The sequence below is a fragment of the Actinoplanes cyaneus genome (genome assembly GCF_016862095.1).
Taxonomy (GTDB): Bacteria; Actinomycetota; Actinomycetes; order Mycobacteriales; family Micromonosporaceae; genus Actinoplanes; species Actinoplanes cyaneus.
On sequence record NZ_BOMH01000007.1, the window covers coordinates 298,092 to 320,708 of the forward strand.

Annotated in this window: 18 protein-coding genes; 11 read left to right on the plus strand and 7 right to left on the minus strand. The window is 74.0% G+C overall.

Annotated elements, in window-relative coordinates; all coding sequences use genetic code 11:
* The first annotated feature begins 40 nt into the window (after positions 1 to 40).
* Positions 41 to 1,765, plus strand: a complete 1,725-nt coding sequence (locus tag Acy02nite_RS05720) for a substrate-binding domain-containing protein (protein ID WP_203738722.1) — start codon at positions 41 to 43, stop codon at positions 1,763 to 1,765.
* A gap of 466 nt (positions 1,766 to 2,231) precedes the next feature.
* Complete coding sequence (locus Acy02nite_RS05725; protein ID WP_203738723.1) at positions 2,232 to 3,308, plus strand: cellulose-binding domain-containing protein; 1,077 nt, start codon at positions 2,232 to 2,234, stop codon at positions 3,306 to 3,308.
* A 116-nt stretch (positions 3,309 to 3,424) separates the two neighbouring features.
* Here the strand turns inward: Acy02nite_RS05725 and Acy02nite_RS05730 are convergent, their stop codons facing one another.
* From Acy02nite_RS05730 to Acy02nite_RS05760, 7 genes are all read right to left on the minus strand, one after another.
* The gene (locus Acy02nite_RS05730) at positions 3,425 to 4,861 is read right to left on the minus strand and encodes a phytoene desaturase family protein (RefSeq protein ID WP_203738724.1); all 1,437 of its coding nucleotides are present in this window, start codon (positions 4,859 to 4,861) and stop codon (positions 3,425 to 3,427) included.
* Positions 4,862 to 4,922: 61 nt separating this feature from the next.
* Entirely contained in the window at positions 4,923 to 6,002 is a 1,080-nt protein-coding gene (locus Acy02nite_RS05735) for a glycosyltransferase family 2 protein (RefSeq protein WP_203738725.1), read from the minus strand.
* Between the two features lie 43 nt (positions 6,003 to 6,045).
* A complete protein-coding gene (locus tag Acy02nite_RS05740; RefSeq protein ID WP_203738726.1) occupies positions 6,046 to 6,813 on the minus strand; it encodes a carotenoid biosynthesis protein in 768 nt (255 codons plus the stop codon).
* 3 nt (positions 6,814 to 6,816) lie between these two features.
* Positions 6,817 to 7,398 carry a GNAT family N-acetyltransferase gene (locus Acy02nite_RS05745; protein ID WP_203738727.1) on the minus strand — a complete coding sequence of 194 codons (582 nt, stop codon included), beginning with the start codon at positions 7,396 to 7,398 and terminating at the stop codon, positions 6,817 to 6,819.
* A gap of 3 nt (positions 7,399 to 7,401) precedes the next feature.
* Positions 7,402 to 8,070 (minus strand): monooxygenase, encoded by a 669-nt coding sequence (locus tag Acy02nite_RS05750; RefSeq protein WP_203738728.1) that lies wholly within the window; start codon positions 8,068 to 8,070, stop codon positions 7,402 to 7,404.
* Between the two features lie 5 nt (positions 8,071 to 8,075).
* Positions 8,076 to 8,882, minus strand: coding sequence for an SDR family NAD(P)-dependent oxidoreductase (locus tag Acy02nite_RS05755; protein WP_203738729.1), 807 nt, complete (start codon positions 8,880 to 8,882; stop codon positions 8,076 to 8,078).
* Between the two features lie 42 nt (positions 8,883 to 8,924).
* Positions 8,925 to 10,121, minus strand: coding sequence for an MFS transporter (locus Acy02nite_RS05760; RefSeq protein WP_203738730.1), 1,197 nt, complete (start codon positions 10,119 to 10,121; stop codon positions 8,925 to 8,927).
* A gap of 69 nt (positions 10,122 to 10,190) precedes the next feature.
* Here Acy02nite_RS05760 and Acy02nite_RS05765 point away from each other — a divergent pair, with 69 nt between their 5' ends.
* From Acy02nite_RS05765 to Acy02nite_RS05805, 9 genes are all read left to right on the plus strand, one after another.
* The gene (locus tag Acy02nite_RS05765; RefSeq protein ID WP_203738731.1) at positions 10,191 to 11,165 is read left to right on the plus strand and encodes an ArsR/SmtB family transcription factor; all 975 of its coding nucleotides are present in this window, start codon (positions 10,191 to 10,193) and stop codon (positions 11,163 to 11,165) included.
* Between the two features lie 621 nt (positions 11,166 to 11,786).
* Positions 11,787 to 12,188, plus strand: a complete 402-nt coding sequence (locus tag Acy02nite_RS05770) for an SAV_6107 family HEPN domain-containing protein (RefSeq protein WP_203738863.1) — start codon at positions 11,787 to 11,789, stop codon at positions 12,186 to 12,188.
* Between the two features lie 234 nt (positions 12,189 to 12,422).
* A complete protein-coding gene (imuA', locus tag Acy02nite_RS05775) occupies positions 12,423 to 13,367 on the plus strand; it encodes a DnaE2-dependent mutagenesis accessory factor ImuA' (protein WP_425548268.1) in 945 nt (314 codons plus the stop codon).
* Positions 13,367 to 15,316, plus strand: a complete 1,950-nt coding sequence (locus tag Acy02nite_RS05780; protein WP_203738732.1) for a DNA polymerase Y family protein — start codon at positions 13,367 to 13,369, stop codon at positions 15,314 to 15,316. The genes imuA' and Acy02nite_RS05780 overlap by 1 nt, the downstream gene beginning before the upstream one ends.
* Before the next feature lie 15 nt (positions 15,317 to 15,331).
* Positions 15,332 to 18,700 carry an error-prone DNA polymerase gene (locus tag Acy02nite_RS05785; RefSeq protein ID WP_203738733.1) on the plus strand — a complete coding sequence of 1,123 codons (3,369 nt, stop codon included), beginning with the start codon at positions 15,332 to 15,334 and terminating at the stop codon, positions 18,698 to 18,700.
* A gap of 84 nt (positions 18,701 to 18,784) precedes the next feature.
* A complete protein-coding gene (locus Acy02nite_RS05790; protein WP_203738734.1) occupies positions 18,785 to 19,180 on the plus strand; it encodes an SSI family serine proteinase inhibitor in 396 nt (131 codons plus the stop codon).
* A gap of 27 nt (positions 19,181 to 19,207) precedes the next feature.
* Positions 19,208 to 19,954 carry a methyltransferase domain-containing protein gene (locus Acy02nite_RS05795; RefSeq protein WP_203738735.1) on the plus strand — a complete coding sequence of 249 codons (747 nt, stop codon included), beginning with the start codon at positions 19,208 to 19,210 and terminating at the stop codon, positions 19,952 to 19,954.
* Entirely contained in the window at positions 19,951 to 21,153 is a 1,203-nt protein-coding gene (locus Acy02nite_RS05800) for an alkaline phosphatase family protein (RefSeq protein WP_203738736.1), read from the plus strand. The genes Acy02nite_RS05795 and Acy02nite_RS05800 overlap by 4 nt, the downstream gene beginning before the upstream one ends.
* Before the next feature lie 226 nt (positions 21,154 to 21,379).
* On the plus strand, positions 21,380 to 21,772 hold the full coding sequence (locus Acy02nite_RS05805) for an SCO2097 family morphological protein (protein ID WP_203738737.1): 393 nt from the start codon (positions 21,380 to 21,382) through the stop codon (positions 21,770 to 21,772).
* Positions 21,773 to 22,617: the final 845 nt, after the last annotated feature.

A 22,617-nucleotide genomic window follows, 5' to 3' on the forward strand; every position in this document is an offset into this window, starting at 1 on the left:
CTACCGATAGTTGTCGATCTTCATGCGATGGCGAGGTGGCATGCCAGAGAACGAGTGGTCCGATCCGCGGCTCCCCGAACCCCTCGAGTGGAGCCAGCCGCATCACGACCCCCCGCCCGGCCGTGGTCGTGCGCTGCTCGCCGCCGCGGTCGTCGTCCTGGTCCTGCTGGCCGCCGGTGGCATCGCCTGGCGCCTGATGAGCAACCGCTCCGCCACCCCGGTCGCCGAGCCCAGCGCGCCGCCGCCCACCGCCGAGCAGACCGCGCTGCCCTGCCCCGAGCCGAAACTGCGGGTCGCCGCCGCGCCCGAGATCGCCCCGGTGATCCAGAAGGCGGCCACCGGTCTCAGCCGGGCCGGTCAGCGTTGCTCCGAGGTCGCGGTGCAGGCCACCGAGCCCGGAGCCGTGCTCGCCGCCGCGCCGCAACCGGACGTGTGGGTGCCGTCCAGCAGCGTGTGGCTGGCCGCCGCCAAGTCGCGGGGCGCCACATACACCACCGCCGGCGGGCCGCTCGCCTGGTCACCGCTGGTGATCGCCGGCCCGGAGGCGATCGGCTCGCTCTTCGCCCCGAACGGCGCGCCGTCCTGGAGCACCCTGGTGCAGGGCGCGATCCAGAAACGGCTGCCCGCGGTGCGGATGCCCGATGCGACCACGACCACGACCGGGCTGCTCAGCGTCTTCGCCCTCGGGCAGGCCACGGCCAGGACCAACCCCGACGCCGGCATCGCCCAGCTGCAGGCGCTCACGCTGCGCAGCAGGCTGGAGAGCGCCGCCGCCGACCCGGCCGCGCTGCTGCGGCAGATGGCCGCCGAGACCGAGCAGACCGCGGCGACCTACCAGGTGGGCGTCTTCCCGACGACCGAGCAGCAGTTCCTGGCCTACCAGAAAGCGGATCATGCCGTACGCATCGTCGGCGGCGCCCCCGCGGACGGGCAGGTGGACGCCGACTATCCGTACGCGGTGCGCAAGGGAGCCCCGGCCGACCTGTCCGCGCGCCTGCGCGAGGCGATCACCACGCAAGCCCTGACCGAGGCCGGATTCCGGCCCGTCGCGACCAAGGGCGCGCTGCGTCCGCCGGCCGACCCGGCGGCGCTGTTCGACGCGGCCCGGCAGTGGTCGGCGTACCAGTCGGTGGCGTTCCAGGTGCTGCTGCTCATCGACGCGTCCGGCTCGATGAACGAGAAGATCACCGACCGGGCCGGCCGCAGCGTCACCAAGGCGTCCCTGCTGCGCGAGTCCGGGGCCAGCGCGGCCCAGTTGTTCGGCGACGACACCAGCCTCGGCATGTGGTTCTTCGGCACCCCGTCCGCGAACAGCCCCGCGCACACCGAGGAGGTGCCGTTCGGCGGGCTCGACGCCAGCGCCGACGGCAAGACCCGGCGCGACCAGCTGGCCGCGAAGATCGGCGGGTACAAGCCGGTGGCCAACTCCGGGACACCGCTCTACCAGACCGTCCTGGACGGGGTGACCGAGATGCGCGAGCGGGCCGCCCCCGGGACGGCGACTGTGGTGGTGGTGCTGACCGACGGGTCGGACGGTGGGACACGCTTCAAGATGTCCGACGCGGACTTCCTGAAGAGGCTCACCGCCGGGGCGGACCCGGCCCGGCCGGTGCCGGTGATCGCGGTGGGGTACGGGCCCGGTGCGAACATGCCGGCGCTGCAGGGGATGGCGAAGGCGACCGGAGGGCGGGCGATCGCCGCCAAGAACCCGGCCGACCTCGCCGCGGGGATCGCCGCGGCGTTCCTGGCCGCGCACGGGTCCTGAGAGGGTCCTGAGTTCGATCTGCTGCGCTGCGCTGCGCCGATCGGTCGTCGGCCGGACGGCCCGGTGTCGTGCTGCCGTCGGCGGGACAAGAGGTGCCATCTCGACCGCAACGTTCACCGAAACCTTTTCGGGACGCCGTTACGCGGGCGCACTGCGGCTGCGGCGGGCGAGGTCGCAAAAGCTGTTCAGGACCCTGGCCGCCGACCGTGCGCCAGGCCCCGGTGCAGACCCGCCCGCGCCGGGGCGGCTCCCGTAGCGTGCCGTGGCCACCGCCCATACCCAGCCGCGCCTCCTCACCACCGCGCCCGAGAGCGAGCTCGGATCAGGTGTTGTGCAGGCCACCAAGCAAGTCTATTGATGATCATCCATTGGTGGTACCTTACCGAAAACGATTTCGTAGTGCTCCGCAAACACGGGTCGAGACAACGGACCCGCCCGAGCCGGCCCTGATCAGGAAGGAAACGAGATGGCACCTGGACGCACTCGGCCCCTGTTGGCATCGGTGCTCGCGGTCAGCCTGGGCGCGACACTCCCGGTCACGACGAGGACGGCGCACGCCGCCGCCGCCGGCTGCCAGGTGTCGTACACGGTCAGTTCGCAATGGCAGGGTGGTTTCGGCGCCTCCGTGGCGGTGACCAACCTCGGTGACCCGATCACCGGGTGGACGCTGCGATGGTCGTTCGGCGCCGGGCAGACCGTCGGTCAGGCGTGGAACGCCACCGTGACCCAGTCCGGGGCGGCGGTCACCGCAGCGGGCATGAGCTACAACGCGGCGCTGGCCACCGGCGCAAGCGCGTCGTTCGGCTTCAACGGAACCTGGACCGGGTCGAACCCGGTGCCGACCGGCTTCACCCTGAACAACGTCGCCTGCACCGGCAGCACCACCACGACACCTCCGTCGACCCCGCCTGCCACCACACCGACGACCGCTCCGACCACCACGCCACCGACCGGAACGCCGCCGGTCAGGACCGTCCGGGTCTACTGGCTCAAGCCCACCGACAAGGCGTTCGACCAGCGGTACCCCGACGGCATCACCAGCGTGATGAAGGAAGCGCAGCGGTTCTTCAAGGCCCAGCTCGGCAAGACGTTCACGCTGAACAACCCGGTCGTCGAGGTGGTCGGCGGCCTGCACGACACGAACTGGTACATCACCAACAACTGCACCGGCGGCGACCACTACTGGTGCGTGGTCGAGAACGGACAGCGTGAGTTGCAACAGCGGTTCGGCGCCGACAGCCGGTGGATCAACGTCGAGGAGGTCAGCGCCGAGGAGACGAACCAGTCCGGCGGCGGTGGTGGCAACGGCTGGGTGCTGCTCAGCGGCCACGACGCGGACGGCGCCGCGGGTGTCAACGGCCCGATCAACCGCTGGTACGGCGGAATGGTCCACGAGTTGGGCCACGCCTTCGGCCTGCCCGACGCCACCTCGACCGACGGCACCTGCATGTCGGCTTCGCTCTACGACTACCCCAACTGCACCTTCAGTCAGAGCCAGAAGAACGGCATCCTCAACGGCCCGTTCGCCAGCTTCCTGTCCTGACGGACGTCGGCGCGCACGCGGGTGGGGGCGATCAACCGCGATCGGCCCCACCCACCATTGCCCCGGACCGGCTGATTGCTCTCGGCATCGGCGGGCGAAATGCGGTGGGGGTCAGGTCAGTGAGGGGGGCCTATCTGATCGGCGGTGATCTTCGCGGAGAGGGTGACCATGGGGAGGCCGCCACCGGGGTGGGTGGAGCCGCCCACCAGGAACAGGCCGTCGACGGGGCCGCGGTTGGCGGGGCGCAGCAGGCCGCCGGCGGTGCCGTAGATGGCGCCCCCCGGTGCGGCCGTCGCGTCGGCCAGGTCGGCCGGCGTGCGGGTCTCCGCGAAGAGCAGGCGATGGCGTACGTCGATGCCGCGCGCGGCGAGCACGTCGAGAACCCGATCGCGGTACGCCTGCGTCAGCCCCGGCCGCCGCCAGTCCACCTGGTTCCATCCGGTGCCCTGTGACGCCGCGTTGACCAGCACGAACCACGCCTCGTGCCCGGGCGGCGCGACGGCCGGGTCCGGCGCGCGGGTGACGAAGACCGTGGGGTCGCCGGCCGGTCGCGCCCGCCGCCCAGGACCGCCGAAGACCGCGTCGAACTCGGCGTCGTAGTTCCGCGGGAAGAACACGTTGTGGTGCGCCAGCTCGGGGGTCTCGCCACGCACGCCGAGCAGCAGCACGAACCCGGCCAGGCTGCGGTCGGCCAGCGCGGCCAGTGGCCCCGGGGAGGGCAGCAGGTCGCGGTAGAGGGTGAGCGCGTCCACGTTGGAGACCACGATGTCGGCGGGGACCTCGGTGCCGCCGGCCAGCCGGACGCCGCGCACCTTCCGATCGGCCAGGATCGCGGTGACCGGGGAGTTCAGCGCGATCGTCACGCCCAGCTCCTCGCACCTGGCGCGCAGCGCCGCGGCCAGCGTGATCAGGCCACCGGGCAGATACCACCCACCGAAGGCCATTTCGGCGTACGGGATGGCGGCCAGCGCCGCGGGCGCCCGGCGTGGATCCGCGCCGGCATAGGTCGCGTACCGGTCCAGCAGCATCCGCAGCCGGGGATCGCGCAGGTAGTGGCGGCCCAGCGCGCGCAGCGACCGGCCCGGCGCGATCGCGGCCAGGTCGCGGACCCGCCAGGAGAGCCGGGCCAGGGACGCCGCGGTGACCGGGCGTTGCAGCACCGACTCCCAGGAAGCGTGCCAGATCCGCTCGGCGCGGCGCCAGAGACGGGCCCAGTCGCGGGCGGCGTCCGGGCCGAGAGCGGCGCCGATCCGGTCGAGGAAGGCCTCGTGATCGGAGGACGAGTCGAGGACCGTGCCGTCCGGGAAGAAGTGCCGGACCAGCGGGTCCAGCGGCTCGGGGCGCAGACCCAGGCCCAGGCCGGCGAAGACCTGCGGCAGGGTGAGCAGGCTCGGGCCGGTGTCGAAGCGGAAACCGTCCCGCTCGAACGCGGCGAGCTTGCCGCCGGCCGTGCCGGAACGCTCGTGCACGGTGACCCGGTGCCCGGCCCCGGCCAGCCGGATCGCCGCTGCCAGCCCGCCGACGCCGGCGCCGATCACCACGATGTCGCTCATGCCGAGATGATCCGTGATCGGGGCCGATTCCGCTCGCGCGGGGCCCCTTGCCGCCGGACGGTCAGGGGATCGGACGGCCGCGCCAGGAGAGCCGGTTGGTGCGTCTCCGGTGGAACGAGCGGGCGATCAGAGACCCGAACAGGACGATCGAGACCGGGTGGGCGAGGGCGTCCGGGAACGGGCGGGTGCCGGTCGCCCGGGCCGTGATCACGCGCCCGGTGACGCCGAGCAGGTAGGCGAGCACCGCCGGCAGGGCCGCCTGCGGGGCCAGGAACGGCGGAACGACGTACAGCAGAAGGAGAAGGACCACGACGCAGGCCGCGCCGGAAGCGGAGCCGAAGGACGCCCAGAGGGACTTGGTGTAACCGTCGGTGAGCTCGCGCCACGAGTCGTACATGCGGCAGGTGGCCAGGTAGGAGCCGTCGGCGAGGGCGATCCGCCCGCCGGTGCGCTTGACCGCGCGGGCCAGGGCGATGTCCTCCAGGATCTCGTCGCGGACCGCGGCGTGGCCACCGGCGCGCTGATATCCGGCCCGGTCCAGGACCAGCCATTGGCCACCGGCGGCGGCCAGGGACGGGCGCGGCGAGCGTTCCATCGCCCGCAGCGGGAGAAAGGTGAGCCAGGACCACTGCAGGAGAGGCTGGACGAGGCGTCCGGCACCGGCGATCCGGGGGTACGGACTGAGCAGCGTCACGCCGGTGCCCCGCAACAGGTCGACAGCGCCGGCCACGGCATCCGGCTCCAGCACCACGTCCGCGTCCACGAACACCAGCACGTCCGCGTCCGCGGCGTACGCACCGAGCAGGTGGCAGGCGTGCGGCTTGCCGAGCCAGCCCGGCGGCGGGGGAGTGCCGGTGTGCAGCCGCACCCGATCGCCGGCCACCTCGCGGACCACCTCCGCGGTGCCGTCCGTGGAGCCGTCGTCGAGGACGTGGATCGTCAGGCCCGGCACGCCCTCCTGGGCCAGCAACGACCGCAGGCACGGGGTGACCCGCCCGGCCTCGTCGCGCAGCGGGAGCAGGACGGCGACGCGCTCGGTGGTGGTCGCGCCCCGGCGGGGGCGGCGCAGCAGCAGGGCGTTGACCGCGGTGTGCGCGGTGAGCAGCGTCAGCGGCACCAGCAGGAGCCAGGCGACGATCATGCGCGGTCACCCCGCGGGGCTCCGGAGGCGGGGGCCGGCCCGGTCATCGCAGCGCCGGAGTCGTGGCGCGCAGGCGCGGGACCAGCGGGAGGACGGCCGCGCCCATCAGGACGGCACCCCACGCCGCCGAGGCGGGCAGCCCCAGGAAGACCGCGTGGGCCAGCACCGACGAGGCGTAGGTCCAGAGCCACAGCGCGAGAGCCGGCGCGTCGGAGGCGAGCGGTTCCGACGCCGCCCGCCCGGCGACCGCGGACAGGGCGGCCATCAGGACCAGGGCGAAGCCGAGCCAGCCCAGGTAGTTGCCGATCGGGATGCCGGGAACGCCGGGCAGCGCGGGCGTCGGGTCGGCCCACTCCCAGTAGCGCTCGGCGACCATCTGCGGGTCGAGGAAGACGTCCCACGCGGCCAGCCCGGCGCCGGCGACCACGACCCGGGTGAGCCGGCGGCGGGCGACGCGCAGCGCGGCGAGCCAGGCCGGCCAGGCCATCCAGGTCCAGGCCAGCGGGATGATCAGCGGCACGTCGAGCAGGCGCGGGCCGAGGCGCCCGGAGTACTCGTACGTGCCGAACGGGAACCCGGTGGCCACCCCGATCGCCTCGACCGCGAAACCGCCCAGCGTCGCGGTCAGCAGCAACGCGCCGGCCGCCCGCGGGCCCCGGGCCAGCAGCGCGTGGACCAGCGAGAACGCGACCCCGAGCAGCACGGTGATCACGGTCAGCCGGGCGCGGGCGGCGCCGCCGGTCAGCGGGTAGCAGATCTGGGCGAGGACGAGCGCCCCGAGCAGTGCCCAGGGCAGGAAACGAGCGCGCACCGGCTATGCGCCGCCGGCCCGGCCGGACGCGTCCTCGACCGGCAGCTCCACCAGGGGCAGCTCCCGGCCCAGAACGGCGAACGCCCGCTCGTCGCCGGGGAAGTAGAAGTGCCGCAGGACGTCGGAGAAGCCATACCGCCGGTACAGCCGCCAGGCGCGGGACGCCTGCTCGTCGGCTTCCGGCGTGGACAGCAGGACGGTCGAGCCCTTGGCCATGGCGAGCAGCGCGCGCAGCTGGCGGGCGCCGACCCCGTGACCCTGCGCGGCCGGGCGCACGTGCAGCTCGACCACCTCGAAGCAGTCGGCCAGCCACTGCCGGCGCGGGCCCTCGGCGAGAGCGGACTTGACCTGGTCGTGCCACCACTGGCCGGACTGGGACGCATACCCGTAACCGAAGCCCATCAGCCGGCCCTCGGTGGTCAGCGTCGCCACCGCGCGGAAGCCGGGCCGGCGCACGTGCGAGCCGATGTATCCCCGGCGGGTCTGCAGCAGCTCCTGGCGGTAGCCCATCGCCTCGCCGTAGACCCCGACCACGTCGTCGAGCCGACGCAGCAGGTCATCCGGCTGCCACGCTACGAGCCTCATCGCTTACGTCCGCTCCTGTCCCGGTGCCCAGCCCAGGACGGACCGGTCACCGCTGATGCCGAGCACCGCGAACCGGGCGAACAGCTCCTCGGCATACCAGCGGTCGGCCGGGGTCCGGGCGATCGCCGCGCGATGCTCCGGCTGACGGTACGCGAACGCGGTCAGATCCGCCGCGCCGCGCCACACGCTGACCGTGCCCTGCCAGCCGATCGGCGCCTCCCCGACCCCGAAGCGGGCGAGCAGGCCGGGAGCGTCGGCCACCTCACGGGCGACGGCCGGGATCGCCCGCCAAAACCGCAGCGCGCGGGCCGGCCGCAGCCGGGCACGGGTCAGCGCCAGCACCATGCCGTCGTGGCGGCGGCCGGTCGGCGCGAACGGGCTGTGCCCGGACCAGGTGCCACGGCTGATCAGCGGCTCCAGCTCGACGCGGGCGTGACCGGTCGCGATCCGGTCCCAGGCGGGGAAACGTACCGGCGAATCGCTCACCGTGAGGGCAGCCCAGCGGGACAGGTCCGCATCGCCGGGTCCGAAGGACGTCCCGGTGCCGGTGCCGAGGAACTTGCCGAACCGGACGTCGCCCAGCAGGCGGCGCGCGAACGCCATGCGCAGCAGGGCCGAGCCGACGGCGCGCCGGGGCACCCGCCAGACGTGGAGGGTGACGTGCTCGGGCATCCCGCTCACGCCGCCCCGGTCGCGGTCAGGCTCGCCTCCCACAGGTCGGCGGCCAGTTGCGGGTCGCGGGCGTGCGCGGCCGGGCGGGTGACGGTGTGACCGACGTAGTACGCGCCGTTCTCCAGCTCCGTGCTGGTGCAGAGCCAGGTGAGCAGCTCGCCGGCGGCCTGCGGGGTGACCAGGCCGGGCGCGTGCTTGTAGAAGAACCGGGTCAGCCGGCCGGCGCCGAAGTTGGTGCGGACCACGCCGGGGTGGAAGGAGACGCTCAGCACCTCGGGCCAGCGCCGGGCGGCCTCCGCCGCGAACAGGATGTTGGCCGATTTGCTGGCCCCGTAGGAACGCCACTGGTTGTACGACTTGTACTCGTCGGTGAAGTTCGTCCCCGGCTTGCCCTGCATGTGCGCGCGGGACGCCGTGTTCACCACGCGCCCGCCGGTCAGGCGGTCCCGCAGCAGGTGGGTGAGCAGGAACGGGCTCAGATGGTTGGCCTGCAGGGTGGCCTCGTAGCCGTCGACGGTCTCCCGCGGGCGGGCGATGATGCCGCCGGCGTTGTTCGCCAGGACGTCGATCCGGGGGAGATCCTCGAGCAGGTGGGCGGCCAGTTCCCGGACCTCCGCGAAGTTCTCGAAGTCGGCCCGGTAGTGCCGCGGGGCCCGGCCGTTCCCCGCCTCCTTGACCTTCTCGGCCGCCGCCGCCAGCCGGTCGGGATCGCGGCCGACCAGCACGACCTCGTCGCCACGGGCCGCCAGCTGCTCTCCCGCGGCCAGCCCGATGCCGGAACTGCCGCCGGTGATCACGATCGTCTGCGCCATCACGCCTCCAGAACCGGGTTGTCGGAACTCTGCTGCATCCTGTCATCCGCGCCCGGTGACGGAGAGGCCGACCGTCGCGGGCCCGGCCGGCTCCCGCAGGGCCGGGGCGAGCAGCAGCGTGACCACGACCGACCCGGCGGCCAGCAGCGTGATCGCGGTCGCCGGCGAGGTCAGCTCGGCGAGCGCCCCGGCCAGCGCCGCGCACACCGCCTGCATGGTCAGCATCCCGGCGGAGTGCAGGCCGAGCGCCTGACCCCGGTTCTCGTCCGGCGTCAGCTCCACCAGGCGTTCCTGGAGCAGCAGGGTGGAGCAGTAGCCGACGGCCGCGACCACGGCGAGCGCCACCGCGACGGCGAACGGCGGACGCAGCGCGAACGGCAGGTACGGCACGGCCAGCAGCAACCGCAGGAACGGCGCCAGCCGGCGGCGCCACAGCGGCGGCAGGAACCGCCCGGCCAGCACGTCCCCGGCGAGCATGCCCAGGGCGGAACCGGCCAGCAGCAGCCCCGCGCCGGACGGGGCGAACGGCACGAACAACGCCTCGCAGCCGACGATCAGGCCGTTCGGGACCCACAGCCCGGCGTAGACCGGCCGTACGCCGGGAAGCATCCACAGCCGACGGTTGACCCGCCACGTCGCCCTCACCGACGGACGGCCCGCGGCCCGGGGTGCGCGCCGGGTCAGGCCGAGCCGGATCACCACTGCCGCGACCAGGTGGAACGCGGCGCCGGTGAGCAGCGTCCCGGCCGGTGACAGCACCGACACCAGCGCGCTCCCGGCGGCGAACCCGGCGATCTGCATGCCCCCGTTGGAGATGTTCAGGGCAGAGCGCCCCAGCAGGTACGCGTCGCCGACCACCTCGGTGAGCAGCCCGGCCCGCACCCCGCCGCTGATCGACGCCGCCAGCCCCATCGCGAGCAGCACCGTGAACACCCCGCCGAGCGGCAGCCCGGGCAGTGCCAGCAGCGCTGTCAGCCCGGCGGTGAGCAGGGCCAGCCCGGCAGCCGCGGCGCGCGGGGGCCAGCGGTCCGCCGCGGACAGGAGCAGCGTCGCGCCGGCCAGCTGGGCCAGCGACGGGCCGAACATGCTGATCGCGGCGAGGAACGGCGAGCCGGTGCGGGCGTAGACGTCGGTGGCCAGCGCCAGCCCGATCACGGTGGCCGCGGCGCTCTGCAGGCAGGCCGCCGCGAAGACCGGGGTGAACTCGGGGGTCCGGAACAGATCGCCGTAGGTGCGCATGGTTCGTCAGTCTTCGGGTCGCCGCGCGAGGTGGTTAATGTTTCGGGCAGCAGCGAAAGGTGGTGTCTCGTGGGCTGGTGGCAGGTCGACGCCGACACGCTCGCGACCAGCCGTTTCGTGCTCTCCCCGCTGGCCGAGACGACGGCCGGGCTGATGCGGCTGCGCTGGGACACCGCGGAGCTCCCGTCCGACCGGGAGTGGCTGCGCGCGCACGGCCCGGCCTATCGGGAGCGCCTCGCCGGCGATCCGATCACCGCGGAGCTGGTCGGGACCGCGCTGCTGGCACACTGGATCGCGGACTTCGTCGCGCCGCCGCCCACCGACGTGGAGCGGCCATTCGCGGACGAGGTGGCGGTGGTCCGGGACACTCCGCCCGCGGCGGCCCGCGCCCACCTCGCCGAAGGGCTGGGCGGTCGCCTGCCGGCCGCGCTCGACCGGGACGACCTCGGCCCGCGGATGGCCGACCTGCTGAGCTGGATCTGGCGTACCGGGATCGAACCGGACTGGCCCCGGCGCCGCCGCCTCCTGGAGGCGGACGTCCTGGCCCGGACCCGTCAGCTCAGCCTCGGCGGCTGGCGGGCCGCGCTGGACCGGATGCGCACCGGGATGCGCTGGCTGGGCGGGGGACGGCTGCAGATCAACGCGTTCGACTACCCACCGCGGGACATCTCCGGGGCGCAGCTGCTCTTCGTGCCGAACACCCTCGGCCGCGGCTGGGTGTCCTGGCAGGAGCCGCAGCCGACGCGGTACGCCCTGATGTACCGCGCGACCGGGGTGCTGGCCGACCCCGGCCCCGGCGGGGTGGTGCCCGGGGCGCTCGGGCGGCTGCTCGGGGCGGGCCGGGCGCGGATCCTGCTGGAGCTGGCGCAGCCGAGGAGCACCAGCCAGCTGGTGGCGATCACCGGACTGGCCCTGGGGTCGGTCGGCGGTCACCTGCGGGTGCTGCTGGAGGCGGGCCTGGTGACCCGGCGGCGAGCCGGCCGCAGCGTCCTCTACCTGCGCACCTCCGCGGGCGAGGCCGTCGTTCACGCCGCGACCGGCTGAGCCTCTTCCACGCTTTCGCGCCTTTTGCCGTACGTCGTCAGCCCGGTCCTCCCGGGTCGGCGCGGTGTCGATCATCTGTTCGAAAAAGTGGGCGCCGTGGCGCCGCGGAGGTTGCTTTTTTGTCGTAGGGGGGTGTTAGTCTCTGCTGTAGTTAGAACGGATGTTCGAACGAGCATTCGATCTGGCCCCCGGGAGCGTGTTTCGCGGCGTGTCTTCCGGGCGCGGCACCCGCGAAGTGCCGTTTGCGTGGTCCGGGCATTCGCGGGTCCGGGTCTCGCGACAAGGCAGGCCGCCGCTCGTCACCCCCGACCCCCGGTGGTGGGCGGCGGACCCGCCGGTTGGTGTTGGCCGGCCGGGTGTGGTGTGGGGAAGCTTCACATCCGGCCGGTCCGCAGCCGGGGCTCCTACTGCCCGTGGGGCCCCGGCACCCCGGCCTCAGGTTTGGCCCGTTGCGCCTTCCTCAGCAGCGGTCCGGTTCGGCCAGTACGTCGTCGGATGCGGAACAGGCGAGGAGAAACGACCATGGCGAGCACCGCGGCACCCGGCCTGACGCCGGTCCCCGGGCATGCTTCGGCGCCCGGCGCGACCGCCCGGGCCGACACGCCCACCGTTCCGGCGCACATGCTGCCCCACCGTTCACCGGCCCAGCTGCTGGCGATCGCCCGGCAGGGTCTGGCGGAGGCGGCACACACGACTCCCGACGGCTTGCGCTATGCGGCGGCGCACCTCGCCGCCCTGCGCGCGGCCGCCGCTCTGCTCGCCGCCCGGGCCCGCCCGGCCGCCTCCGGGCGGCGCACCAGGGCGACCAGTGTCTGGTCGCTGCTGGCGATGGTCGCACCCGAGTTCGGTGACTGGGCGGGCTACTTCGCTCTCGGCGCCGGCAAACGCGCGGCGGCCGAGGCCGGCATCCCGCACGTGGTGAGCGCCCGCGAGGCGGACGACCTGCTGCGCGCGGCCGAGCAGTTCGTGACGGTGGCGGAGTCCTCGCTCGGGCTCTCCTACCAGCCGCCCTTGGCCGCCTGACCCGGCGCGGTCCGCGGACCGGTCACTGTCGTCTGCGCCCGCCGCCGTTGTCAGTCGCGGAGAGAGAGCACTGCGGCCCGGTCACGGTCTCGGCTGGTTCTCATGGTCGTTATGAGGCACGAACAACGACCATGAGAACCAGCTGGAGGGCGTGAGCCGTGCTGCGACCCGGCGTGACGGCGGCGTCGCGCCGGGCTGTCACGGGGAACAGAGCGGGGCACGATGGCTGGGCGCATGATCAGCGGGACGGCTGCGCTCGCGGGACTGGTTCGTCCCGCGAGCGAGGCGGATGAGCCGGGCGCGCACCGGATGCTTCCGGTCGCGGTCGAGCTGGGCAGTCTGCTGCCCGGCGGTGGGCTGCGACGCGGGAGCACGGTGGCGGTCGCCGGTGGCCGGGTCGCGTCCGCCGGCGGTGGGACCTCACTGATGCTGGCGCTGCTCGCGGCGGCGTCCCGGGCCGGGTCCTGGTGCGCTGTCGTCGGGCTGCCGACGCTGGGGGCGCTGGCCGCTGCCGAGACCGGCATCGCGCTGGAACGCCTCGCCCTGGTGCCCGACCCCGGCCCGGACTGGCCGACGGTGGTGGCCGCCCTGATCGACGGCGTGGACGTGGTGGTCACGGCCGTGCCCGGGTCGGTCGCCGGATCCGTCGTGAGCCGGCTCGCGGCCCGGGCCCGGCAGCGCGGCAGTGTGCTGATGCCGTTCGGCGCCTGGTCCGGCGCGGACGTGACACTGCAGGTCAGCCGCGGTCACTGGGAAGGACTCGGGGACGGCTGGGGCCGCCTGCGCCGCCGGGAGGTGACCGTCACCGCCAACGGCCGCGGCGCGGCGGCCCGTCCCCGGGAGCTCACCCTCTGGATGCCGGGGGTGACCACGCGCCCGAGCGCTCCGGCGGTCCGTTCCGGCAAGCCCGGCTCCCGGCCCGACACTTCGATCCGGCTCGCCGGGCCGGGCCGTGGCGCCGATGCCGGCCGCGGGACGCCTGCGGTGGCTGTGTCGGTGCGGGAGCGGCGTGGCCCGGGGCCGGCGGCCGTGCTCGAGCGGGAGCGGCGCGGAGCGTTGGCGGGTTCCTCGGTGGGCTCGTCGGTGGACTCGCTGGTGGACTCATCGGTGGGCTCGCTGGTGGGCTCGTCGGCAGGCTCGGCGGTGGGCTCGCTGGTGGGCTCGTCGGTGGGTGAGTGATGGCGGGACCGGTGCGGACGCTGCTGGTCTGGTGCCCGGACTGGCCGGTGGCGGCCGCCGAGATCGTGCTCGGGGTGCCGGCCGCCGAGCCGGTGGCGGTGTTCGCCGACAACCGGGTGCTGGCCTGCTCCGAGGCGGCCCGGCGGGAGACCGTGCGGCGCGGGCTGCGGCGGCGGGACGCCCAGGGGCGGTGTCCGCAACTGATCGTGGTGGAGCACGACCCGGGGCGGGACGCGCGGGCGTTCGAGCCGGTGGTGGCCGCGGTCGAGGAGGTCGCGGCCGGGGTCGAGGTGGTGCGACCGGGAGCGTGCGCGCTCGCGGCACGCGGACCGTCGCGGTATTACGGGGGTGAGGAGGCCGCGGCCGAGCGGATCGTCGAGCACCTCGCACAGACCTGCGCGGTGGAGAGCCAGATCGGGATCGCGGACGGGGTGTTCGCGGCCGGGCTCGCGGCCCGCGACGGGAAGATCGTCGCGCCGGGCGGGTCCGCGGAGTTCCTGGCCGGCTTCCCGGTCGAGGCGCTGGGCCGGCCGGAGCTCACCGACCTGCTGCGCCGGCTCGGGGCAAAGACGCTGGGCGAGTTCGCGGCGCTGCCGGCCGGGGACGTGCTGACCCGGTTCGGCTTCGACGGGGCGCTGGCGCACCGCCTCGCCGGGGGAGGCGACCACCGGCCGCTCGCGGTCCGGCAGCCGCCGCGCGATCTGGCGGTCTCCGAGACGTACGACGAGCCGCTCGACCGGGTGGACACCGCCGCCTTCGCCGGGCGGGTGCTGGCCGAGCGCCTGCACGAACGGCTCGCCGGGTACGGACTGGCCTGCACCCGGCTCGGCGTCGAGGCGGTCACCGCGGACGGCCAGGAACTGCACCGGGTCTGGCGGCACGACGGCCTGCTCACGGCGGCCGCGATCGCCGAGCGGGTGCGCTGGCAGCTCGACGGCTGGCTGACCGGGGCCCGGCGGAACGCCCCGGCCCGTCCGACCGCCGGCCTGGTCCGGCTGAGCCTGATCCCGGGCGGGGTCCTCGCGCACGCCGGTCTGCAGCCCGGCCTCTGGGGCGACACCGGGGCGGAGCGGGACCGGGCGCATCGGGCGTTCAGCCGGGTCCAGGGCCTGCTCGGGCCGGAGTCGGTGGTGACGCCGGTGATCGGGGGCGGACGCTCCGGGGACGACCAGGTGCGGCTGGTCCCGTGGGGTGACGAGCGTTCGCCGGCCCGGCCCGCGGCCCTCCACGAGGAGCCGATCCCCGGCCTGGTCACCGTGCCGGTCCTGGACCGTGCCGTCGCCCCGGAGCTGCCCGGCGGCCCGGCCTCGCGCCGTTTCCCGGTCCCGGTCGTGGCTCCCGGCGCGGAACAACGGGCGCCTTCGCGTTCTCACCTGCGGCTGGTCGGCGACGCGGAGACGGGCCGGAGCGACGATGCGGGGACCGCGGCGGGCCGGAGCGGCGATGCGGGGACTGTGGCGGGGCGGAGCGGCGATGCGGTAACAACGGCGGGGCGGAGCGGCGATGCGGGAACGACGGCGGGGCGGAACGGCGAGCGGGAGGCCGCGGCGGGGACGGAGGCCACGGCGGGCGCTGCTCCGGCCGTACGCGCGAAGCAGTGGGGTTCTGGTTCCAAGAGACTGCCTCCCTGGCCCGGGCGGCTGCCGAGACCGTCACCGGCCCTGGTACTGCGGGAGCCGATCCCGGCGGTGGTGCACGACGAGACCGGGATGCCGGTCGGGGTCTCCGCGCGCCTGGAACTGACCGGGTCGCCGGCGACGCTGACGGTGGATCGGTCGGCGCCGCTGGCGATCACCGGCTGGGCCGGTCCGTGGCCGGTCGAGGAGCGCTGGTGGGCGGCGGAGGAGACGCGGCGGCGGGCACGGTTCCAGCTGTCGCTGGCGGACGGGCGAGCGGTGCTGATCTCGCTGGACGCGGGGCAGTGGGCGGTGGAGGCGATCTATGACTGACGATCGGATGGCGCGGTGAGTTTCCACAATCCCGACGTCTCCTGGGCCCGGCTGGAGGCCGCGCTGTCCGGGACCGCGAAGGGTCAGGGCCAGGGCCTGTGGACGGATCCGGGGCCGGGGCAGGTGGTCGATCCGATCGCGGCGGAGGCGGACGGTGGTGACTCGCCCGCGTTCAGCCGCAAGCGCGAGCCGTACCGTGCCGCGCCCGGTCTGGTGCGCACCGAGGCCGCCGTCAGGTACGCCGAGCTGCACTGTCACACCAACTTCAGCTTCCTGGACGGCGCCAGCCACCCGGAGGAGCTCGCCGAGGAGGCCGCCCGGCTCGGCCTGACCGGGCTGGCCGTGACCGATCATGACGGCTTCTACGGCGTGGTCCGCTTCTCCGGCGCGGCCCGGGAGTTGGGGCTTCCGACGATCTTCGGCGCCGAGTTGTCCCTGGGGCTGACCCGGCCGCAGAACGGCGAGCCCGACCCGGAGGGCGCCCATCTGCTGGCCCTGGCGCACGGGCACGAGGGGTACGCCCGGCTGGCCCGGGTGATCTCGCAGGCCCAGCTGCGGGGTGGGGAGAAGGGCAAGCCGGAGTACGGGAGTCCGGAAGAGATCGCCGAGATCCTCAAGGACCACGTGCTGGTGCTGACCGGCTGCCGCAAGGGCCCGGTCCCGCTGGCCCTGGCCACTGAGGGGATGGACGCCGCCGCGTGGGAGCTGGACCGGCTGGTGGACCTCTTCGGCGCGCCGAACGTGGCTGTCGAGTTGACCGATCAGGGTCACCCGTATGACGGCGACTACAACGACGCCCTCTACGACCTGGCCCGCAGCCGCCGGCTGGAGGTGGTCGCGACCGGGAACGTCCACTACGCGACCCCGTCGCGGCGGCGGCTGGCCACCGCGCTCGCCGCCGTCCGGGCCCGGCGCAGCCTGGACGAGATGGACGGCTGGCTGCCCGCGGCCGGCACCGCCCACCTGCGCAGCGGCGCCGAGATGGCGCGCCGGTTCGCCGGCTATCCGGGCGCCGTGGAGAACGCCGCGATGTACGGCGACGACCTCGCCTTCGACCTGGAGCTGGTCGCGCCGAGGCTGCCGGACTACGACGTGCCGGCCGGGCACACCGAGATGAGCTGGCTGCGCGAGCTGACCATGCGGGGCGCCCGGGAGCGGTACGGGGAGCACCACCCGAAGGCCTACCGGCAGCTGGAGTACGAGCTCCGGATGATCGAGGAGCTGGGTTTCCCCGGCTACTTCCTGATCGTGTACGACATCGTGCAGTTCTGCCTCCGGGAGAAGATCTACTGCCAGGGCCGCGGCTCGGCGGCCAACTCCGCGGTCTGTTACGCGCTGCGGATCACCAACGTCGACGCGGTCGAGTACAACCTGCTCTTCGAGCGTTTCCTCGCGCCCGAGCGGGACGGCCCGCCGGACATCGACGTGGACATCGAGTCGGATCGTCGCGAGGAGGTGATCCAGCACGTCTACGAGAAGTACGGGCGGGAGCACACCGCGCAGGTCGCCAACGTGATCTCCTACCGTCCCCGGTCGGCGGTGCGGGACATGGCCCGCGCGTTCGGCTTCTCGGCCGGCCAGCAGGACGCGTGGAGCAAGCAGATCGACCGCTGGGGCGACGTCGCGACGGCGGACGCCGGTATGCCCGAGCAGGTCGTCGAGTTCGCCAACGCGGTGCAGAACTTCCCCCGCCACCTGGGCATCCACTCCGGCGGCATGGTGATCTGCGACCGCCCGATCATCGAGGTCTGCCCGGTCGAGTGGGGGCGGATGCCGGGCCGCAGCGTGCTGCAGTGGGACAAGGACGACTGCGCCGCGGTCGACCTGGTCAAGTTCGACCTGCTCGGGCTCGGGATGCTGTCGGCGCTGCACTACGCCTACGACATGATCGAGAGCGAGCTGGACATCGGCACGATGCGCCTCGACGACGCCGAGGTCTACCAGATGCTCCGCCGGGCCGATTCGGTCGGCGTCTTCCAGGTGGAGAGCCGGGCGCAGATGGCGACGCTGCCACGGCTCAAACCGGACAAGTTCTACGACCTGGTGATCGAGGTGGCGCTGATCCGCCCCGGGCCGATCCAGGGCGGCTCCGTCCACCCGTACATCCGGCGCAAGAACGGCCTGGAGGCGCCGACGGTCCCCCACCGGCTGATGGAGAACGCGCTGGCCAAGACCCTCGGCGTCCCGCTCTTCCAGGAGCAGCTCATGCAACTGGCCATCGACGTGGCCGGTTTTGATCCCTCCGAGGCCGATCAGTTGCGGCGCGCCATGGGTGCGAAGAGGTCCGTCGAGAAGATGGAGAAGATCAGGATTCGGCTGTACGAGGGGATGGCCGCCAACGGGATCACCGGCGAGCTCGCCGACGACCTGTTCCACAAGCTCTCCGCGTTCGCCAGTTACGGCTTCCCGGAGAGTCACGCGATGAGCTTCGCGTACCTGGTCTACGCGAGCGCCTGGCTCAAGCGGTACCACCCGGCCGCGTTCTGCGCCGCGCTGCTGAACGCCCAGCCCATGGGCTTCTACTCACCGCAGACGCTGGTCGACGACGCCCGCCGGCACGGCGTCGAGGTGCGCCGCCCCGACATCAACCTCAGCAACGCCATGGCGACGCTGGAGACCACCCCGCGGAGCCGTCGCGCCGCGCTGCCCGGTGAGCCGCCGCACGCGTGGGGGCTGGGCGGCCCCGCGGTCCGGCAGGGGCTGGGCGCGGTCCGGACGATCGGGACGGAGCTCGCCGAGCGGATCGAGAGGGAACGGCGCGACCACGGGCCGTACCGATCGATGACCGATCTTGCCCGCCGGGCAGGATGCTCGGCCGCGCACCTGGAGGCGCTCGCCACGGCCGACGCCTTCGCGAGCTTCGGCCTGTCCCGGCGCGAGGCGCTGTGGGCCGCCGGGGCGGCCGCGCAGGACAAGCCGGACCGGCTGCCCGGGACGGTGACCGGCACCGACGCGCCGATGCTGCCCGGGATGAGCGAGGTGGACACGCTGGTCGCGGACGTCTGGGCGACCGGGCTGTCCCCGGAGACGCATCCGGCGCGGTTCCTGCGCGACCACCTCGACCGGGCCGGGGCGCTGCCGATCTCCGCGCTGCCCGCGGTGGATGCCGGGAGCCGGGTCCTGGTCGGCGGGATCGTCACCCATCGGCAGCGGCCGGCGACCGCGGGCGGGGTGACGTTCGTGAACCTGGAGGACGAGACCGGGATGCTGAACGTGACCTGCTCGCCCGGGCTGTGGCTGCGGTACCGGCGGGTCGCGCGGAGCAGCGCGGCGCTGCTCGTACGCGGGAAGCTGGAGAAGGTGGAGGGGGTGCTGAACCTGGTGGCGGACCGGCTGGAGACGTTGAACCCGCCGGTGACGCCCGCCTCGCGGGACTTCCGCTGAGCACCCGGCAACTTCGTGATTTGCCGGAAATGCCGGACCGGATGGCATAGGGTGCGTCACCAGGAAGCCTCGGGGGAGTGCGCCATGTCGTTCCGAATCTGCACGAGTCTCGCCGTCGCCACGGCCGTCCTGGCCGTCGCGGCGCCCGCCGCCGCCGGCCCGCGACCGGGGCCGCCCACCGGCTCACGACTCGTCCTCACCCGCGTCGCCGAGGCCGGTGGCGGCGCCGCCGCGGTCAGGCTCACCTGCGACCCGGACGGCGGCGGGCATCCCAAGCCCTCCCAGGCCTGCGCCGCACTGTCCCGCGCCGGGGCCGACCCGGCGCGGCTCACCCCCGCCGACCGCTACTGCTTCCTGCTCTACAAACCGGTCACCGCGCAGCTCAGCGGCATGTGGCGGGGACGCTCGGTGACCTGGGCGCACACCTACGGCAACAGTTGCGAGATGAATCGCGCCACGGGCGTCCTGTTCGATTTCTAGGCTTGTCCGGGCGGCTAGGCTGCCTGCGTGGACACCGCAATCGCACGTACCGGCCGGCCGCTCGCCACCGCTCGCACCGCGGCGGTCTGGGCTGTGCTGCGCCGCGAGCTGGACAGGCACGCCGGCCGTGAGCTGACCGTCCTCGACGTGGGCGGCGGCACCGGCGGGTTCGCCGTGCCCCTGGCCGAGGCCGGGCACACGGTCACCGTCATCGACGCCAGCCCCGACGCGCTGGCCGCCCTGACCCGCCGCGCCGCCGACGCCGGCGTGGCCGAGCGGGTGCACGCCGTGCAGGGCGACGGCGACGCGCTCGCCGGGCTGGTCGAGCCGGGCAGCGCCGACCTGATCCTGTGCCACGCCGTGCTCGAGGTCGTCGACGATCCGTCACAGGTGATCTCCGCGATCGCCGGGGCGCTGCGGCCCGGCGGCGCGGTGAGCCTGCTGGTCGCCGGGCGCGCCGCGGCGATCCTCGGCCGGGCCGTCAACGGTCATCTGCGGGCGGCGTCCGCCCTGGTCACCGACCCGGAGGGCAGGTCCGGGCCGCGGGACACACTGCGCCGGCGCTACGACGCGGCGACCGCCGCCGAGCTGCTGCGGTCCGCCGGGCTCGAGGTCGAGCAGACCCATGGCGTCCGGGTGGTGGCCGACCTGCTCCCGGCGACGGTGCTGGAGGAGGACCCGCAGGCGGTGGTGGAGCTGGAGCTGGCGTTGAGCGCGCAGCCGCCGTTCCGGGACATCGCCTCCCAGTTGCACCTGTTCGCCCGCCGGCCATGAGCGTCGCCTCCGCCGGCGCCGGCTTCCCGGAGGACGGGCTGCACCCCGATGCGCTGCGGATGGTCCGGCCCGCCTACGGGACGGGCAGCCTCGCCGACCTGCTGCCCAGCGTCAGCGCGGTGCTCGGCGTCCCCGGCGCGACCGACGTGCTCGGCCTCGGCGCCCGGCTCGACGGCGTCGACAAGATCGCGGTGCTGCTCGTGGACGGGCTCGGGGCGTACCAACTGGCGCTGGCCGCCCCGCACGCCCCGGTCCTCGCCGACCTGGCCGCCGGCGGGCGCGGTCACGCCGGCACGCTGACCGCCGGCTTCCCGTCCACGACCCCGGTCAGCCTGGTCACGCTCGGCGCCGGCGTCCCGCCCGGAGCGCACGGCGTCCTCGGCTTCACGGTCCGCCGGCCCGACGGGCGGCCACTCACCCACATCCTGTGGGGAGACGACCCCGACCCGCGTACGTGGCAGCCGGTCCCGACCCGCATGGAGCTGGCCACCGCGGCCGGCGTCCGGGTCACCGTCGTCAGCAAGCCACAGTTCGAGGGCAGTGGCCTGTCCCTCGCGGCGAACCGGGGTGGCGCCTACCGTGGCGCCGCGGACGGTGCCGCCGTCGCCGACGGGATGCTCGACGCCCTGCGTGCGGCGGACGGGCCGGCCCTGGTCTACGGCTACCACCCGGACCTCGACCACTTCGGCCACGAGGACGGGGTCGGCTCGGACACCTGGCGCCAGGCCGCCCGCGGCGTCGACAAGCTGCTCGACCGGCTGGTGCACGGGCTGCCGCCACGGTCCGCGCTGCTGGTGGTCGCCGACCACGGCCAGCTCAACGTTCCGCTGGAGGGCCGCCGGGACATGGCCGCGATCCCTGCACTGTGCGAGGGCGTCGCCGGGGTGGCCGGTGAGCCGCGGGTGCGCTATCTGCACGTGGAGGCGGGCGCGCGGGACGACGTACTGGCGAATTGGCGTGCGGTCTTCGGAGCGGACGCCTCGGTGCTCTCCCGCGAGGAGGCGATCGACGACGGCTGGTTCGGGCCGGTGCCGGCCGCCCACGCCGAGCGGATCGGGGACGTCGTCGTGATCTGCTGGGGCCGGGCGGTCGCGGTGGCCTCCGGCTGGGAGCCGGTGAAGGCCGGTCAACTCGTCGCCTACCACGGTTCGGCCACGGCCGCGGAGATGACAGTCCCCCTGCTGATCGCGTCCTCCTGATCGCGGGCATCCGTATCACTCGATGTCGCAGTCGCTTCACACGACGTAATCGGGCAGGTGAGACGGGCTTTTCGGACGAAACGATCTTCCGGGGCGGGAAAATCACCCGCACTCGGCCGTCGTCCCGCTTTCCGACCCGGCAACCCCCTCGTAGACTTGCGTGATAAGGCAGCCGACGGCTGCCCCGGCCCCACTTGGGCCGGACATGCGCCCGGGGAGGAAAGCCGTGCCGCTCTCGGAGCACGAGCAGCGGCTGTTCGATCAGATCGAGCGGTCGCTTGCCGAGGACCCCAAATTCGCCTCGGCTGTGCGGGCCAGCGACCCGCGTTTCCACGCACGGCGCCGGCTCATCATCGCCGCGTTCGTGATCGTGCTTGGTCTGGCTCTCGTCGTTTACGGGGCAGCCTCGGGCACGGTGTTGCTCGGCGTTGCCGGCTTCGTCGTGATGCTCGGGTCGGCCGCCTTCGCGATGCAGTCGCGCAAGCGTGGCCAGACCCCCGACCTCAGATCCGTCGGAGGCACCGCCTCCCGGCGGACCCGCCAAGGCCGAAAGGGCAGCGGCGGCTTCCTGGACCGTCTCGAGGACCGGTGGAAGCAGCGGCCGGAGGGACATCGCTGACGGCTTCGGCCCACACTGACGAACGGCGGCCATAGGGCCGCCGTCGTCGTATCCGCTTTCCTGCCGCCCGCGGCAGGCAGTCGCTCCATGCCCATTTCCCGCAGTACGCCCACCCCTCGTCGCCCCGCCCCCACCGCGCCACCCGCGCGGTCTGTCGCCCCGCCGCTCGCGCCCGCCGCTCTGTGCGGCCCGCGCGTCCTGTTGCCGCACCGCTCCGCGCCCGCCGCCACCGCGCCGCCCGCGCGGTCTGTCGCACGCCGCGCCACCGCGCTACCTGTTGCCGCGCCGCCGGCACCGCGCCACCTGTTGCCGCGCCGCCGGCACCGCGCCACCCGTGCGTCCTCTTGCCACCCCGCTCCCGCCCGCCGTCGCCCGCCCGGACGTGCTGCCACGCTGCCCCGGCGTTCCGGCGTCGCCTTGCGCGGCGTGCCTCCACGCGTTCGGGTGACCGATACAGCCATGAGCGCCAGCCGAAGCGCTCGGGCTGGTGCTGAGGGTTGTATCGGGCGGTTGATGCAGCCGTGAGTGCCAGCCGAAGCGCTCGGGCTGGTGCTGAGGGTTGTATCCGGGCTTCATAAGAACCGTGAGCACCAGCCGAGCTGGGGTGCCGTTCGGCTGGCGTGCGCACGGCGTACCTGCGAAGGACCGCAATCGCCACGGGCAGCAAGTGGCGGCCGGGTCCGTGGCCAGCGGCGGGCGGTGCCTGGTGAGCAGGGTGGCCGGAAGCGGTCGTGAGTGGCGGCCGGGTCCGTGGCCAGCGGCGGGCGGTGCCTGGCGAGCACGGCGATCAAAAGCGGTCGTGAGGTGGCGGCGGAGCCAGTGCCTGGCGAGCACGGCGACCAAAC

Excerpts from the sequence above, each read along its gene's own strand:
- Acy02nite_RS05770 (WP_203738863.1), top strand. The coding sequence starts at position 11,787 with ATGCTGCCCCACCGTTCACCGGCCCAGCTGCTGGCGATCGCCCGGCAG.
- Acy02nite_RS05725 (WP_203738723.1), top strand. The coding sequence starts at position 2,232 with ATGGCACCTGGACGCACTCGGCCCCTGTTGGCATCGGTGCTCGCGGTC.
- Acy02nite_RS05745 (WP_203738727.1), bottom strand. The coding sequence starts at position 7,398 with ATGAGGCTCGTAGCGTGGCAGCCGGATGACCTGCTGCGTCGGCTCGAC.
- Acy02nite_RS05750 (WP_203738728.1), bottom strand. The coding sequence starts at position 8,070 with ATGCCCGAGCACGTCACCCTCCACGTCTGGCGGGTGCCCCGGCGCGCC.
- Acy02nite_RS05755 (WP_203738729.1), bottom strand. The coding sequence starts at position 8,882 with ATGGCGCAGACGATCGTGATCACCGGCGGCAGTTCCGGCATCGGGCTG.
- Acy02nite_RS05720 (WP_203738722.1), top strand. The coding sequence starts at position 41 with ATGCCAGAGAACGAGTGGTCCGATCCGCGGCTCCCCGAACCCCTCGAG.
- imuA' (WP_425548268.1), top strand. The coding sequence starts at position 12,423 with ATGATCAGCGGGACGGCTGCGCTCGCGGGACTGGTTCGTCCCGCGAGC.
- Acy02nite_RS05735 (WP_203738725.1), bottom strand. The coding sequence starts at position 6,002 with ATGATCGTCGCCTGGCTCCTGCTGGTGCCGCTGACGCTGCTCACCGCG.
- Acy02nite_RS05780 (WP_203738732.1), top strand. The coding sequence starts at position 13,367 with ATGGCGGGACCGGTGCGGACGCTGCTGGTCTGGTGCCCGGACTGGCCG.
- Acy02nite_RS05790 (WP_203738734.1), top strand. The coding sequence starts at position 18,785 with ATGTCGTTCCGAATCTGCACGAGTCTCGCCGTCGCCACGGCCGTCCTG.
- Acy02nite_RS05800 (WP_203738736.1), top strand. The coding sequence starts at position 19,951 with ATGAGCGTCGCCTCCGCCGGCGCCGGCTTCCCGGAGGACGGGCTGCAC.
- Acy02nite_RS05730 (WP_203738724.1), bottom strand. The coding sequence starts at position 4,861 with ATGAGCGACATCGTGGTGATCGGCGCCGGCGTCGGCGGGCTGGCAGCG.
- Acy02nite_RS05760 (WP_203738730.1), bottom strand. The coding sequence starts at position 10,121 with ATGCGCACCTACGGCGATCTGTTCCGGACCCCCGAGTTCACCCCGGTC.